Origin of the sequence: uncultured Bacteroides sp. (genome assembly GCF_902491285.1) — a bacterium.
Lineage (GTDB): Bacteria > Bacteroidota > Bacteroidia > Bacteroidales > Bacteroidaceae > Bacteroides.
The window spans coordinates 1-16,500 of the sequence record NZ_CABUHK010000101.1; the positions used below are offsets into that span (position 1 = coordinate 1).

The 16,500-nt window shown below is 47.4% G+C and carries 13 protein-coding genes; 4 read left to right on the forward strand and 9 right to left on the reverse strand.

Features of this window, described 5'->3' with window-relative positions; genetic code table 11:
* The first annotated feature begins 63 nt into the window (after nt 1-63).
* Genes metF through gldH form a run of 4 tightly spaced genes read left to right on the forward strand, consistent with a single transcriptional unit; the run spans nt 64 to nt 4,135 of the window.
* Nucleotides 64-1,017 (forward strand): methylenetetrahydrofolate reductase [NAD(P)H], encoded by a 954-nt coding sequence (metF, locus tag RDN93_RS19365; RefSeq protein WP_308747008.1) that lies wholly within the window; start codon nt 64-66, stop codon nt 1,015-1,017.
* Nucleotide 1,018: 1 nt separating this feature from the next.
* On the forward strand, nt 1,019-2,146 hold the full coding sequence (locus RDN93_RS19370; protein WP_308747009.1) for a DNA polymerase III subunit delta: 1,128 nt from the start codon (nt 1,019-1,021) through the stop codon (nt 2,144-2,146).
* Between the two features lie 14 nt (nt 2,147-2,160).
* Nucleotides 2,161-3,663: a regulatory iron-sulfur-containing complex subunit RicT gene (gene ricT / locus RDN93_RS19375; protein WP_308747010.1), complete on the forward strand. Its 1,503-nt coding sequence runs from the start codon at nt 2,161-2,163 to the stop codon at nt 3,661-3,663.
* On the forward strand, nt 3,641-4,135 hold the full coding sequence (gene gldH, locus RDN93_RS19380; protein WP_308747011.1) for a gliding motility lipoprotein GldH: 495 nt from the start codon (nt 3,641-3,643) through the stop codon (nt 4,133-4,135). The genes ricT and gldH overlap by 23 nt, the downstream gene beginning before the upstream one ends.
* An 11-nt stretch (nt 4,136-4,146) precedes the next feature.
* On the opposite strand, the gene rodA is transcribed toward gldH, so the two are convergent.
* The 9 genes from rodA to RDN93_RS19425 form a co-directional block, all read right to left on the reverse strand.
* Nucleotides 4,147-5,604, reverse strand: coding sequence for a rod shape-determining protein RodA (gene rodA, locus RDN93_RS19385; RefSeq protein WP_308747012.1), 1,458 nt, complete (start codon nt 5,602-5,604; stop codon nt 4,147-4,149).
* Entirely contained in the window at nt 5,585-7,447 is a 1,863-nt protein-coding gene (mrdA, locus tag RDN93_RS19390) for a penicillin-binding protein 2 (protein WP_308747013.1), read from the reverse strand. Before mrdA ends, rodA begins: the two co-directional genes overlap by 20 nt.
* Nucleotides 7,448-7,449: 2 nt before the next feature.
* Nucleotides 7,450-7,947 (reverse strand): rod shape-determining protein MreD, encoded by a 498-nt coding sequence (gene mreD, locus RDN93_RS19395; RefSeq protein WP_308747014.1) that lies wholly within the window; start codon nt 7,945-7,947, stop codon nt 7,450-7,452.
* Nucleotides 7,944-8,789 (reverse strand): rod shape-determining protein MreC, encoded by an 846-nt coding sequence (gene mreC / locus RDN93_RS19400; RefSeq protein ID WP_308747015.1) that lies wholly within the window; start codon nt 8,787-8,789, stop codon nt 7,944-7,946. Before mreC ends, mreD begins: the two co-directional genes overlap by 4 nt.
* Nucleotides 8,790-8,796: 7 nt before the next feature.
* The gene (locus RDN93_RS19405; RefSeq protein WP_022138790.1) at nt 8,797-9,819 is read right to left on the reverse strand and encodes a rod shape-determining protein; all 1,023 of its coding nucleotides are present in this window, start codon (nt 9,817-9,819) and stop codon (nt 8,797-8,799) included.
* Between the two features lie 16 nt (nt 9,820-9,835).
* Nucleotides 9,836-11,359 (reverse strand): bifunctional phosphoribosylaminoimidazolecarboxamide formyltransferase/IMP cyclohydrolase, encoded by a 1,524-nt coding sequence (purH, locus tag RDN93_RS19410; protein ID WP_308747016.1) that lies wholly within the window; start codon nt 11,357-11,359, stop codon nt 9,836-9,838.
* 150 nt (nt 11,360-11,509) lie between these two features.
* Nucleotides 11,510-13,546 (reverse strand): M13 family metallopeptidase, encoded by a 2,037-nt coding sequence (locus tag RDN93_RS19415; RefSeq protein ID WP_308747019.1) that lies wholly within the window; start codon nt 13,544-13,546, stop codon nt 11,510-11,512.
* 90 nt (nt 13,547-13,636) lie between these two features.
* Nucleotides 13,637-15,595: an ABC-F family ATP-binding cassette domain-containing protein gene (locus RDN93_RS19420; RefSeq protein ID WP_308747017.1), complete on the reverse strand. Its 1,959-nt coding sequence runs from the start codon at nt 15,593-15,595 to the stop codon at nt 13,637-13,639.
* A 141-nt stretch (nt 15,596-15,736) separates the two neighbouring features.
* A partial coding sequence (locus RDN93_RS19425; RefSeq protein ID WP_308747018.1) for a nucleotidyltransferase occupies nt 15,737-16,500 on the reverse strand: 764 nt, incomplete at its 5' end.

The window sequence follows — 16,500 nt, forward strand, 5'->3', positions numbered from 1 at the left end:
TTCGTATTTTTGTCCCAATATGCACGTTTAATCCAAGTAGATAACGAACATTAGCGAATAAGAATGAAAGTAATTGATTTAATACATAGCAACAAGAATACAGCTTTTTCTTTCGAAATCCTTCCACCGCTGAAAGGAACAGGAATAGAAAAGTTATATCAGACAATCGATACTCTTCGGGAATTTGACCCGAAATATATCAATATCACCACTCATCGCAGCGAATACGTATACAAAGATCTCGGCAACGGATTGTTTCAGAGAAACCGTTTGAGAAGGCGTCCGGGAACGGTTGCCGTGGCCGCTGCCATTCAGAACAAGTACAATATTACGGTAGTCCCACATATTTTGTGCAGCGGGTTCACACGCGAAGAAACCGAATATGTGCTGCTCGACCTGCAATTTCTGAATATCACGGAACTGTTGGTGCTGCGCGGTGACAAAGCGAAACATGAATCGGTATTTACGCCCGAGGGCGACGGATACCATCATGCTATCGAGTTGCAGGAACAAATCAATAACTTTAATAAAGGAATCTTTGTGGACGGTTCGGAGATGAAAGTCAGCAGTACTCCGTTTTCTTACGGGGTGGCTTGTTATCCGGAGAAACACGAAGAAGCCCCCAACATCGAGACTGACCTTTACTGGCTGAAGAAAAAAGTAGAAGCCGGAGCGGAATATGCCGTGACACAGTTGTTCTACGACAACAGGAAATATTTTGAATTTGTAGAGCGCGCCAAGGCGGCAGGCATCAACATACCTATCATTCCGGGAATCAAACCGTTCAAGAAACTGTCTCAACTGAGCATGGTTCCAAAGACATTCAAAGTAGACTTGCCGGAAGAACTGGTCAAAGAAGCAATGAAATGCAAGAATGACGCGGAGGCCGAACAGGTAGGTATCGAATGGTGTGTAGCCCAATGCAAGGAGCTGATGGCTCATGGAGTGCCAAGTATTCATTTCTACTCTATCGGGGCAGTAGACAGTATCAAAGAAGTAGCCAAAATCATTTATTGATATGTTTTTCAGAGACGTAATCGGACAAGAAGAAATCAAGCAACGGCTTATCCAGGAAGTGAATGAGGGGCGTATTCCCCACGCCCAGCTCATCTGCGGACCGGAGGGAGTCGGCAAAATTCCGCTGGTAATTGCCTATGCACGTTATATCAGTTGCGCCAACCGGAGCGAGACTGATGCTTGCGGAGTGTGTCCGTCCTGCGTGAAGTTCAACAAACTGGTGCATCCCGACGTACACTTCGTATTCCCTATCGTGAATAAGGCGAAAAGTCCCAAAGTATCAGTCTGCACCGACTTCCTCCCACAATGGAGAGAGCAATTGCTGACCGCCCCTTACTTCAACTTAAACCACTGGTTGAACGGTATAGAAGCGGAGAACAAGCAAGCACAGATTTTCGCCACAGAAAGTGACGAGATTCTGAAAAAGCTCAGCCTAAAATCCAGCGAAGGAGGATTTAAGATTACGATTGTATGGCTGCCGGAGAAAATGCATCCGGTGTGCGCCAACAAACTGCTGAAACTGCTTGAAGAACCGCCTGAGAAAACGGTTTTCTTATTGGTATCCGAAACGCCGGACATGATTCTGCCCACTATCCTGAGCCGTACTCAGCGCATGAACGTGCGGAAGATTGACGAAGCCGACATCGACCGGGTATTACAGACCAAATATAATATCCTGCCTGCCGACAGTGCTTCCATTGCCCATCTGGCAAACGGGAATTTTATCAAAGCGCTCGAAACGATTCATCTGAATGAAGAGAACCAGTTGTTCTTCGACTTGTTTGTCAGCCTGATGCGTTTGTCTTACCAACGGAAAATCAGAGAGATGAAAATGTGGAGCGAGCAAGTGGCAGGCATGGGACGTGAGCGTCAGAAGAATTTCCTGGAATATTGCCAACGCATGATACGGGAGAATTTTATCTTCAACCTGCATCAGCGCGACCTGACATATATGACAATCAACGAGCAGAATTTCGCAACCCGCTTCGCGCCCTTTGTCAACGAACGGAACGTGATAGGCATCATGGACGAACTGAGCGAAGCGCAACTACATATTGAACAGAATGTAAATGCCAAGATGGTATTCTTCGACTTCTCGTTGAAGATGATTGTACTGTTGAAGCAATAATAAATATATAAACTATGGAATATAAACTTCATAATGGGAGCGGCGGACTTTGCTGCAAAGGATGCTCCCGACAAGATAAAAAACTGAACACCTACGATTGGCTGGCAGACATTCCGAGCAATGCGGAAGAGAGTGACATGGTAGAAGTGCAATTCAAGAATACCCGAAAGGGATATTATCGAAACAGCAACAAAATCAAACTGGAAAAGGGGGATATTGTTGCCGTTGAAGCTGCACCGGGCCACGATATCGGTGTAGTAACGCTGACGGGCAGACTTGTCCCCTTGCAAATGAAGAAGGCCAACTTCAAGGCGGACACGGAAATCAAACGCATTTACCGAAAAGCCAAACCGGTGGATATGGAGAAATTCAACGAAGCCAAAGGTAAGGAGCATGCTACGATGATTCGTGCGCGACAGATTGCACTGAGCTTGAACCTGAACATGAAAATCGGCGATGTGGAATATCAGGGAGACGGCAACAAGGCTATCTTCTACTACATTGCGGATGAGCGTGTGGACTTCCGCCAACTGATTAAGGTATTGGCAGAGGCGTTCCGTGTACGTATTGAGATGAAGCAAATCGGTGCGCGCCAGGAAGCGGGACGTATCGGCGGTATCGGTCCTTGCGGACGCGAACTTTGCTGCGCCACATGGATGACGAGTTTCGTATCGGTATCTACCAGTGCAGCCCGTTATCAGGATATCTCCCTGAATCCGCAGAAACTTGCCGGACAGTGCGCCAAGCTGAAATGCTGCCTGAACTATGAAGTGGACTGCTATGTGGAAGCTCAGAAACGTCTGCCTTCCAAAGAAATCGAACTGGAAACAAAGGACGGTACTTTCTATTTCTTCAAAGCGGATATTCTGAGTAATCAGATTTCTTATTCGACAGATAAGAGCTTCCCTGCCAACCTAGTTACAATCAGCGGCAAGCGTGCTTTTGAAATTATCTCCATGAACAGAAAAGGGATGAAACCGGACAGCCTGGTCGAAGAAGAAAGAAAGCCGGAACCGAAGAAACCGGTGGATTTGCTGGAACAGGAAAGCGTGACCCGCTTCGACCGCAGCCGGAATAACAAGGACGGCGGCAACAATGCCAACCGGAATAAAAAGAAGAAGAAAGGAAATAATAACAACAATAACCGCCCACAGCAACAGGCAGAGGGTGGAAATCGTCCGCAGCAACCTCAACGGGAGAATGACAACCGCCCGCAGCCGTCAGAAAACGGTAACAGAGGGGAAAGAGAGAACCGTCCGAGAAACAATAATAATCGGAACAAGGGGCAGAATCAAGGACGAAATAACGAAAACAGACGTCAGGAGCGCCCACAAGGTCAGGAGCGTCCACAAAATCAGGAAAGACCGCAGAATCAGGAAAGACCGGAGCGTCCTCAAGGACAAGAACGTCGTCCCAGACCCGGACGTCCCGAAAAGGGAGAAAGACCCGAAAGACCGGAAAGAAACCCGAACCAGGAGAAACCGCAGACCAATAATGAAAAGCCTTCTCAAGAATAGTTTATTTTGTCTGCTCGCTGCTTGTTTTGCAACAGCCTGTTACGACAAAAATACAGTGTATCACTCTTACCAATCCCTTCCCAATGAAGGATGGGGAAAGAGTGATACACTCTCTTTTCTTATTCCCGTCACTGACAGTATCCCCCCCACTCTCCGACTATTTGCAGAAGTCCGCAACAGGACAGATTATCCCTATCATGACTTGCATTTATTCATCTCTCAGAATATGCCGGATTCTACGGTATGGCATACCGATACGATTGCCGTCAACCTTGCCGACTCTACCGGCAGATGGATCGGGAAAGGATGGGGAAGCGTTTATCAGGCGGAAACATTCGTCAAATCCGTACGACCTCTCCGTCCGGGCAATTATATCATTAAGGTGATGAGCGGGATGAAGGATGAGAAATTGCCAGGAATGAACGACATAGGAATACGGATAGAGAAACAACACATAAAAAGCCAAGACTGATCTCATCTTGACTAAAGCCTTCTGCCACGCCCTGCATCCAGCCGCAGGAAGATAAACAGCAATATCGTAAAGCCCCACAGGGAAGAGCCGCCGTAGCTGAAGAACGGCAACGGAATACCGATAACCGGAGTCAATCCCAACACCATACCGACATTAATAAACAGATGGAAAAGGAAGATACTGACAACTGAGTATCCATAGACCCGCCCGAAAGTAGAGGGTTGTCGTTCGGACAAAAATATCAACCGGAGAATCAGGATAAGGAAAGCTATCAGGACGGCAGCCGAACCGACAAAGCCTTGCTCCTCTCCTACCGTACAGAAGATGAAGTCGGTATCCTGTTCGGGCACATACTTCAATTTGGTTTGCGTACCGTTCAGAAAACCTTTTCCGGTCAGCCCGCCGGAGCCGATGGCAATCTTGGACTGGTTCACATTATATCCCGCCCCCGTCAGGTCTTCTTCCAAACCCAATACCACTTTGATACGGATTTGCTGATGCGGCTCCAGGACATTGTCAAATACATAGTTACTGGAATACAGGAAGCCGATAGAACCGAGAGTGAATAAGGCAATCAAGAAGTAAGTACGCTGCCGCTCACTCAATGCTAAATAAATGAGATAACCTACCGCGACGGCACAAAGTCCCCATTGTACCCAAACCAAGCTGAAATGTACCCAGTATTCTGATATCAGATAGGCAATCAATAATACGCCCAGACTTCCGCCAATGATATTACGGGTGGGTACCGCTTTCTTACGATACACCCATACCATGCCCCCGGCGAATAAAAGAATTAAAAGTAAGACGATAAATTCGCCCAACGGTGTGGGAGTATCGGCAATGAACACTTCGTCAAAGCGGATGCCGACTACGAAGTAGATTACCGCGCAGACTCCGGCAAAGAGCACTACTCCCGGCATTCCTTCCCGGTAGAGAACCAAGAAAAAGGCGAGATATACCAAGGCAGAGCCTGTCTCCCGCTGACCGATAATCAATAACATAGGGAGAAGAATAATCACTCCCAGGACCAGAGCACACTTTTCCTTCTTGATGCTGAATGAGTAGGCATTCATATATTTCGCCAGCGCCAAGGCTGTGGCAAATTTGGCAAATTCGGCGGGTTGCAGGCTGACAGGCCCCATGACGAGCCAGGAACGCGAACCTTTCGTGTCCGGTGCAATAAAAATAGTGACGATAAGCAAGAGAATCATCCCTATATATATAATGTACGCGAACATATCATACATCCGGTCTTCCAGCATCAGCAACACAAAGCCTAACCCGAAGGAACAGATAATCCAGACGAACTGCTTGCCGGCACGGGTCGAAAAGTCGAAAAAGTCGCGTTCGCCATAGTCATAACTGGCTCCGCAGACACTAAACCATCCGCCGATAATCAGGAGCAGGTAAATACAAATCGTTACCCAATCCAACGTTTTCCACAAACTATCGTTCCTCGTTACCATACAATATCACTCTGTTACTAAATTCTTCTGCCCTCAACTCGTTCTCCGGCGAGAGCTTGCCTTTCAAATACTGCTCCATCATCAGCGCCCCGAAAGGCACTCCGTAGGTAGCTCCCCAACCGCCGTTCTCTACATAGACGGCAATGGCTATCTTCGGCTTGTCCATCGGCGCAAAGCCCATGAACACCGAATGGTCGTGACCGCGGTTCTGTGCAGTACCCGTTTTTCCACAGGCTTCCAAATCCGGAACCATCATGGAAAGCATCCGGCAAGTACCGCCCGTGGCGGCAGCACGCATACCCTCCACCACCGATTCGTAATGCCTCTTCTCAATAGTGGTATAGCGGGGAGTACGGTAAAGACTGTCTATCTGGTTATCTTGAATTTCCTTTACGATATGCGGTGTGACGAAATATCCCCTGTTGGCAATTGTCGCTCCCAAGTTGGCTATCTGAAGAGGGGTAGACAAGATTTCCCCCTGTCCGATAGAGATACTGATTACTGTCAACCCGTTCCAATGTCCGCGATAGGCTTTATCATAAAATTGCGCGTTCGGGATTAGTCCGCGTTTCTCTCCCGGCAAATCGACCCCCAGCTTGTAGCCGAATCCCTGCGAAACCATGTGGTCTTTCCAGACGGTAATGGCATTTTGCGGTGAGCCGTATTTACGGTCGCCGAACATACGGAACAGCCCCCAGCAGAAATAGGAGTTGCACGATGTAGCGATGGCGGGTATCAACGGAATCGGCGCTCCGTGAGCATGGCAACCTACCGTCAGCCTGCCGTAATGGAAACCGCGCGAACAGGGGAAAGCAGGACTTTGCTCGGTGATGATGCCTTCTTGCAGGAAGGTCAAGCCCTGTGCGGTCTTAAAGGTAGACCCCGGCGGGTAGACTCCCATCAAGGCACGGTTCAGCAGAGGTTTCATCTTGTCGCGCTGCAACATCAGATGGTTCTTACCACGCTGGCGGCCAATCATCAGATGCGGGTCGTAGTTAGGAGAAGATACCAGGCAGAGGATTTCTCCGGTTTCCGGTTCGATGGCAACGATACTTCCAATCTTATTCTTCAACAAACGCTCACCCAAAATCTGCAAATCAATATCAAGACTTAATGTCAGGTTCTTGCCGGGGACGGAAGGACGATCGTATTCACCGTCCATATAATGTCCCTGGATACGGCCATGCGCATCACGAAGCAGGATTTCAATTCCTTTTTCTCCACGCAGGTACTTTTCATATGATTTCTCTACACCCAACTTGCCGACATAGTCGCCACGGATGTAATATCCTTCTTCGTCCGCTTCCATTTCTTTGGCGGATACCTCGCCGATGTCACCCAAAGCATGGGCGGCGGCATTGTAGGAATACTGGCGGATGGTACGCCGCTGGATATAGAAACCGCGGAATTTGAACAGTTTTTCCTGAAAGACACCGCATTCTTCGGCCGAGAGCTGCGACATAAACAGTTGGTTGGTGTAGCGGGAATACCCCGGATTGCGGCGACGGTCTTTCATGTCGCTCATGATTTTCAGGAATTGAGCACGGGTGATATTCAACGACTGGCACAGGTCGAGCGTATCCAGATTCTCCACTTCTTTCGGAACAATCGAAATGTCATAGGCAGGCTGGTTGAATACCAACAGTTTGCCGGTACGGTCGTAGATAGCTCCGCGCGAGGGATACTGTATTTTGTTCAGGAAAGCGTTACTGTCGGCATTCTTCTTGTAGTCATCCGTCGTAATCTGCAATACGAAAAGCCGTATCAGATAAATCAGAACAATGGACAGTGCGATACCACCGATAACGAATTTGCGTTTCTCTAATCTATAATCTTTTGCCATCTTTACTTCCTTATACCTTCAACAGCCACAATACAAGTTACAGTCAGAATGGTGCAAAGCAGCACCCGCAGCAACAACTGCCAAATGCCGGAAAACGAGAAGAACTCAATGGAGAGTAGTGCCAGACTATGCACGAAAACACTTGCAGTAGTATATTTCAGGAAAGGCGTGATTCCTATGGTCTTGAAGGAAGGAATGAAACTTTCCAGATTGTCGCGAGGGGTGAACAGACGCAGCAGGGAAGGACGGAGAAAAGCAAGCAGCACGGTGGCGGCCGCATTCATCCCCGGAGTGTCGGCAAATACGTCGATGGTAAGTCCGAAGAAGAAAGCCCACAGCATCAGTTCATTCCGCGAAGTGCCGGAATTGAACTTCAGTATAAAGTAAATATAGAGAAAAGGAGTAGCGTATCCTGCTATATGTACGTTATTCAGGATAAGCACCTGAAGAAGTACCAAGCCGATAAACCATCCGATTCTATGTATATAGGTGATAATCATTGTTTCGTTGCCTTGTTTTCAAGTTTCTTCTGTTCCTCCTGACCGTTGCGGGCTACTACACGCACATCACTGAGCTTGCCGAAATCGGTAGCCAGCTTGATTTTCAACAGATAGGATAGCCCGTCATTAGAGTCGGACATATCATCTACCGTACCTACCATGATACCCTCCGGGAATACAGTTGAGAAACCACTGGTCACTACGGTATCTCCCAAATTGAATTCCGCATGGCGGGGCAGGTCTTTCAAATAAGCGTAACGCGAATCCCCGTGCTCCCATTTCAGATAGCCGAAATAATCGCTGCCTATTATCTTGCAACTGATATTGGACTTACTGTTCAACACAGAAATTACGACCGAATAAGAAGGAGATGTTTCATACACAATACCTACAATCCCATTGCCGTCCACCACTCCCATCTCAGGACGGATACCGGCAGAAGAACCTTTGTCGAGTGTAATGTAGTTGTCGGGCAGGGTCAGACTGTTCTTTATCACGTGCGCCTTGAACAGTTGGTAATCATTCTGCGGCATTTGACGGATACTGTTGACAGTCACCGAATCGACCTGACGTTCTTTCAGCGCTTTCTCCAGATTTGTGATTTGCTGCTCAAGCAGCATATTGCGATCCAGCAGGTCTTCATTGACCGATTTCAGATGAAAATAAGAGGAAATTCCTCCCGAAACTTCATAAACCGCCCCCACAACCGTATTGGCAGAAGTAAAATAAGTGCTCTGCTGATAACGGTTGAACCGGAATAACAAAACAAAACTGGCTACCTCTAATATGATAAAGAGGAACCAGTAATTGTATTTCAGAAGGAAGTTTATTAAATTCCTCATCCCTGATTTATCTCATTAAGAAAGAGAAACGGTCTACATTCTTCAATGCAACTCCTGTACCTTTGGCAACAGCGTGCAAAGGATCTTCCGCAATGTGGAAAGGAATATTGATCTTATCAGTCAACCGCTTGTCCAGTCCACGGAGCAGTGCGCCACCACCGGAAAGGTAGATGCCATTGTGCACAATATCTGCGTAGAGTTCGGGCGGAGTACATTCCAATGCGCTCAAGATAGCTGTTTCAATCTTCGAGATTGATTTCTCCAGACAATGAGCCACTTCCTGATAGCATACAGGCACTTCCATCGGAAGGGCTGTGATACGGTTCGGACCGTGAACAATATAATCTTCCGGAGCTCCTTCGCCCAGTTCGGTCAAGGCAGCACCTACGTTTATCTTGATACGTTCCGCCATACGCTCACTGACTTTCACATTATGCTGACGGCTCATGTATTCGCGAATATCTTCGGTCAGGTCATCACCGGCCACACGGATGGAGTTGTTGGAAACGATACCTCCCAAAGAGATAACGGCAATTTCCGTAGATCCGCCACCTATATCCACAATCATGTTTCCTTCCGGTGCTTCCACATCGATACCGATACCGATTGCCGCAGCCATCGGTTCGAAAATCAAGTAGACGTCACGTCCGCCGGCATGCTCGGCAGAGTCGCGGACAGCACGGAGTTCGACTTCCGTACTTCCCGAAGGAACGCCGATTACCATACGGAGAGAGGGCGAAAATAAATGGTTGCGGGTGTTCACCCGCTTTATCAAACCGCGCATCATCTGCTCGCAGGCATAGAAGTCGGCAATTACACCGTCTCTCAACGGACGGATGGTGCGTATGTTTTCGTGGGTTTTTTCATGCATCAACTTCGCCTTTTCCCCAACGGCAATCATCTTATCAGTACGGCGGTCCAGAGCAACAACCGAAGGCTCATCCACCACGATCTTTCCATTCGTGATGATGATGGTATTGGCTGTACCCAAGTCCATCGCAATTTCTTGTGTAAAAGAAAACAATCCCATTCTTAATTCTTATTTTTTAGTGTTTAAAATGACGGATACCGGTAGTCACCATCGCCATACCGTGCTCGTTGCAATAAGCAAAAGACAGGTCATCTTTTACCGAACCTCCCGGTTGGATAACAGCCGTAATACCTTCCTTATCCGCAATTTCCACACAGTCGGGGAACGGGAAGAAAGCATCCGAAGCCATCACAGCGCCATTCAGGTCGAAACCGAATGATTTAGCTTTTTCGATTGCTTGTTTCAATGCGTCTACACGTGAAGTCTGACCTACACCGCTTGCGAGAAGCTGCTTGCCTTTTGCCAGTACGATGGCGTTGGACTTGCTGTTCTTCACGATTTTGTTGGCAAACAACATATCTTCCACTTCTTCCGGAGTAGGAGCTTTGTCTGTCACGGTTTTCAGGTCGGCTACCGTTTCAATATTAGTATCTTTATCCTGCACCAGCACGCCGTTCAGCAGAGCGCGGAATTGCTTCTTCGGCAATTTGGCTTCCTTACGGACGAGGATGATGCGGTTCTTTTTCTGTCCCAGGATTTCGAGCGCATCCACGTCGTAATCCGGTGCGATAATCACTTCGAAGAAAATCTTGTTGATTTCTTCGGCTGCTTCCTTGTCGATAACGCCGTTGGTAATCAGCACGCCACCGAAAGCGGAAACAGGGTCACCTGCCAATGCTTCTTTCCATGCATCCAGTACGGTAGGGCGTGAAGCCAGGCCGCAAGCATTGTTATGCTTCAGGATAGCGAAAGTGAGGTCATCGAATTCGTCGATCAAATCAACGGCTGCGTTGATGTCGAGCAGGTTGTTGTAAGAGATTTCTTTTCCGTGAATCTGGTCGAACATAGCTTCCAGGTTTCCGTAGAAATAACCTTTCTGATGCGGATTTTCACCGTAACGGAGTTGCTTCTGGTTGTTTGCCGAGCAGCGGAAAGCGGAACCCTCGCCTGCATCGAAATAATTGAAGATGGCCGAATCGTAGTGGGAAGAAACGGCGAACGCTTCTTTTGCCATCCAGCGGCGTTCTTCGAGTGAAGAAGTGGCGCCGTGCTCCATCAACATATCCAGCAACGGTTTGTATTGAGCCTGGGAAGCTACGATGATTACATCGTTGTAGTTCTTGGCTGCGGCACGAATCAGAGAGATTCCGCCTATATCTATTTTTTCAATAATGTCGGCTTCGGACGCGCCGGAAGCTACGGTAGCTTCGAACGGATACAAGTCGACAATCACCAAATCTATTTCGGGTATTTCATATTTCTCAATCTGCTGCATATCCTGTTCCAGTCCGCGACGGCAAAGGATACCTCCGAAGACTTTCGGATGTAATGTCTTTACCCGACCACCGAGGATAGAAGGATAAGTGGTCAAATCTTCCACCGCCTTACAAGGATATCCCAATGATTCAATAAACTGACGAGTCCCGCCTGTTGACAGAAACTCTACTCCTTCTTCATGAAGTTTGGTAATAATTTCATCCAAACCTTCTTTGTGGTATACAGATACCAATGCAGTTTTTATTCTTTTAGACTCTGACATTGAATTGCTTATTAAGTATTTGATGCGCAAAGTTACGAAATATTGTTTATCGTACGTAATAAATAGGTGTGATTTAATAAAAAAAAGCGTTGACTCTTCTATATGAAAAATCAACGCTTCTTCGCAAAGCTGGCTTCTATTCAAAAACTATTACCAGATAGACACACGTTTGTCTTTAGGAACGAACATCGGGTCTTGCTCGGTAATGTTGAATGCTTCGTACCATGTTCCGATTTGAGGAAGTGCACCGTCCACACGCCATTTGCCTAATGAGTGAGGATCGAGCTTGGTCAATCGGAGAATTTCTTCCGGACGGATATTTCCTGCCCATACGTTAGCGTAAGCGAGGAAGAAACGTTGTTCGGGGGTAAATCCGTCAACCGTTTCGAGCGGTGCGCCGGCTGTTGCGTTCTTGAAAGCCTGGTAGGAAACTTGCAGACCGCCGTGGTCGGCAATGTTTTCTCCCAAAGTCAACTGACCGTTAGCCTGTACGCCCGGAGCGACTTCGATACTGTCAAAGAAGTTCACCATTACCTGAGCACGTTCTTCGAACTTTTTAGCGTCTTCTTCCGTCCACCAGTCTTTCAGGTTTCCGTCTTTGTCATATTGACGTCCCTGGTCGTCGAATCCGTGAGTCATCTCATGTCCGATAACGACTCCGATAGCGCCGTAATTCATGGCATCATCAGCATTCATATCGAAGAATGGAGGTTGCAGAATGGCGGCAGGGAAGCAGATTTCGTTGGTAGTCGGGTTATAATATGCGTTGACAGTCTGAGGTGTCATCAGCCATTCGTCCTTGTCTACCGGCTTGCCGGCTTTGGCAATCATTTCGTTGTAATCCCATTGGTTGGCACGTTCAATGTTTGCCCAGTAAGAATCGTTTTTAATCTCCAATGCCGAGTAATCTTTCCACTTATCAGGGTAACCTATTTTTACATGGAAAGTAGCCAGTTTTTCCAAAGCTTTCTCTTTGGTCGGTTCGCTCATCCATTCCAGTCCTTTGATGCGTTCGCCCAAAGAGGTCTGCAAGTTCTTCACCAATGTAACCATGCGTTCTTTGGCAGCAGCGGGGAAGTATTTTTCTACATACATCTGTCCTACTACTTCGCCAAGGACTCCGTCTACTGTGCTGACAGAGCGTTTCCAACGCGGTTGCATCTCTTTCTTGCCGGACATGGTACGGCTATAGAAATCGAAGTTCTGAGCTTCAAAATCATCGCTCAGGTAAGAAGCGGCAGCATCTATCAATCCCCATTGCAGATACAGTTTCTGATCATCCAGAGATACGGTATTAATGATATCGGCCACTTCCTTCATGGCGTCAGGCTGACCTATGTTCACTTCTTTCAGGTCTTTCAGTCCTGAGATAGTGAAATAAGTATCCCAGTCGAAAGTCGGGAAGTTCTTTTTCAGCGTTTCCATATCCATCTTGTTATAGTTGGCATGAGGGTCACGCAGTTCCACCTGTGAACGGGATGCTTTAGCCAGACGGGTTTCGATGTTCATTACGGCTTTTACCGCTTTTTGTGCGGTAGCTTCATCGTAACCTGCCAACCGGAACATCTTGGCAATATGTTCCTGGTATTTGTCGCGGATGTTTTTAGTCTGCTCGTCATCTTCCAGGTAATAGTCGCGCTGTCCCATTCCGATACCGCCCTGGTAGGTCTGCACCATATTCATGGAGCTGTTCATATCATCTGCGCTTACGAACATGGTGAAGTAAGGGCGGATGCCTTTCTTCTGGCTTTCGGCAATGTATGCGTAGATTTCATTCTTATCTTTGAGCGCGTCGATAGCTTCCAGCTCGGCTTTAATCGGAGCTACACCTTCCTGGTTCAGCTTCACGCTGTCCATTGCGATGTTGTAAAGGTCGCCCACTTTCTGAGCGGCACTGCCCGGAGCATTGTCCGTCTTCGCAGCCAGTTCGGCAATCAGGGCTTTCAGTTGCTCACGACTGTTTTCGCGCAACATATCAAATGTTCCGAAACGGGAATATTCGTCTGTCAACGGATGGTCTTTCACCCAACCGCCACAAGCGTACTGATAAAAACTTGTACCCGGCATAGCCGTGGTATCCAGATTGGCAAGGTCGATACCGGACGTCAGTACGGCCTCTTTCTTACTGTTACATCCTGTTGTCATAAGGCATACGGCAAGAATTGGTAAATACTTGGTTACTTTCATACTCATATAATATATTATAGAATTATCATGCTATTTGGTGTCAAAGTCACAAGTCTGTCATATATAACGTCTGACACCCGTTGTTTTGTTCTAGCCTTTCACTTCCTCCAACTCCATCGAAACACGCTCCCACTCTTCAACGATGGAGTCCAACTGCTGTTTCAACTTCTGATGCTGTTCATACAATTTCATGTCCGACGCCCCTTCGGGGGTTGCCATCTTCTCTTCGACAATGGCGATAGCCGATTCGGTTTCCTCTATCGAGGCTTCGCAATCCGCCACCTGACGCTCGAGCTTCTTCACTTTCTTGTTCAGTTCTTTCTGAGCTTCATAAGAAAGTTTATTCTCTGAGGGTTGTGCCGCTTCCTGTTCATTGTTTCCTTTGGCAGATGCCGTAGGAGAAGCCGACAAGCCCGCGCCTTTCTGAAGTTCGTTCAAGCTGTCTATCTTTTTCTTTTGCAGAAATTCATAAATACCGCTGAGGTGTTCTTTCACTACTCCACCACCGAACTCATATACTTTAGTCGCAAGCCCATCCAAAAAATCACGGTCGTGACTGACAAGAATCACTGTTCCGTCAAATTCGCGGATGGCTTCCTTCAATACATCTTTCGAACGCATATCCAAATGGTTGGTCGGCTCGTCGAGAATCAGGAAGTTGACAGGTTCGAGAAGTAACTTAATCATCGCCAGGCGGGTACGTTCACCACCGGAGAGGACTTTCACTTTTTTGTCCGAGGCTTCGCCGCCAAACATGAAAGCTCCCAGTATATCCCGTATCTTCAAACGGATATCCCCCGTAGCTACGCGGTCGATGGTGTCGAATACAGTCAGGTTTTCATCGAGCATCTGCGCCTGGTTCTGTGCAAAATAACCGATTTGGACATTGTGACCGATAGTGAGTTTACCATCGAAGTCAATCTCACCCATAATACATTTCACCAATGTAGACTTACCTTCACCGTTCTTGCCGACAAATGCGACTTTTTCACCCCTGTTAATAGTCAGATTCACATCATGGAAAACGACATGGTTTCCATATGCCTTGCGCACGTCTTCACAGATTACCGGATAGCTCCCGCTACGGCTGGCAGGCGGGAATTTCAGACGCAATGCAGAGTTGTCTTCCTCGTCCACTTCGATGCGGTCTATCTTTTCCAGTTGTTTGATACGGCTTTGTACCTGCACGGCTTTGGTAGCCTTATAGCGGAAACGTTCGATGAAGTCTTCCGTATCCTGTATCTGTTTCTGCTGGTTTTCATAGGCACGAAGTTGCTGTTCACGGCGCTCCTTGCGCAGAACGACAAACTCGTCGTATTTCACCTTATAGTCATAAATCTGCCCACAGGTAATCTCAATGGTACGGGTAGTCACGTTATTAAGGAAAGCACGGTCATGGCTGACCAATACGACGGCATTGGCACGGGTCGCCAGGAAGTTTTCCAACCATTGGATACTTTCAATATCAAGATGGTTGGTCGGCTCGTCGAGCAGAAGCACGTCAGGACGACGAAGGAGCAGTTTCGCCAACTCAATACGCATACGCCATCCGCCGGAAAATTCCGAAGTAGGACGTTCAAAGTCTTCCCGGCTGAATCCCAGCCCGAGCAGTGTCCGTTCGATTTCCGCCTGATAGTTTGTGCCGCCCATCATCAGATAGCGGTCGTTCTCGTGAGTGAAACGGTCGATTAACTGGTGGTATTCCTCTGATTCGTAATCTGTCCGTTCGGCCAGTTCCCGGTTCATTCTGTCCAGCTTTGCCTGAAGCTCAAATATATGCTCAAATGCCAGTTCCGCCTCTCCCATCACTGTCCGGCTGTCGGAAAGAATCATCACCTGCGGCAAATATCCGATAGTAACGTCTTTCGGAGTAGCTACCACCCCATGTGTCGGCGACTGCAAACCCGCCAATATTTTAAGCATGGTAGATTTGCCCGCGCCGTTCTTGCCGACCAGCGCAATACGGTCTTTTTTATTTATGACATAGCTGACGTCCTCAAAAAGCGGCGTCGCATTAAATTCTACTGATAATCCTTCTACTGAAATCACTTCTGTCTCTGATTTATACGGTTTTGGACTGCAAAGATAATGAATATTTATTGGATACAGGGCAGTATTATACGTTATGAAAAACAAAAAAGCAGTCATCCACAAGAATGACTGCTCCCTATTTCAACCAATGGTGTTTCTTTAGAACAACTTAGCAGGGTATTCACCGGCATCAACCAATGCCTGAATCTTGTCTACTACGCTCTGACGGTCTTCCGGATAAGTAACGCCGAACCATTTGCTGGTAGTATCGAGAACTTCAACTGTTGCAGTTCCGTCATTAATCAATTTATCCACCATCAATGGGATGAAGAATTCGCTCTTCAGGTTCTCCATATTCTTCGGATCGCTCAGGAAAGTCTTGAAGAACTCTTGGCTGTAAGCGAAGTAATCAGGAGTGAAGCCCCAGAAGTTCATGCTAACCGGAGTAGTGTCAGGAGTAGCAGTCCATTCGCCATTATCGTCGATGTACTTCACTTCACCGTCCATACGTTGGATCTTTGTACGTTCTACAACAGATGTCAGCAGCCCCTTAGCATCTGTACTACAGATACCGCGAGATACTGTTCCGCTTTCACTTAATGTATTTCCGACACGGAAACCTACCATTGAATAAACATTCTTGGAATCAGCAGGAAGTGCAGAAAGGAATTTACCCATTACCTGGAATGAGTCACGACCGTAGAAGTCATCGCAGTTGATTACTGCGAACGGTTCCTTAATCACATCGGCACCCATCATTACTGCATGGTTAGTACCCCAGGGTTTGGTACGGTCTGCCGGGCAAGTGAAGCCTTCCGGAAGGTCGTCGATAGACTGGAATACCAGCTCGCAAGGAATGTGACCTTCATATTTGGAAATAATTTTATCACGGAAATCTTGTTCAAAATCTTTGCGGATTACAA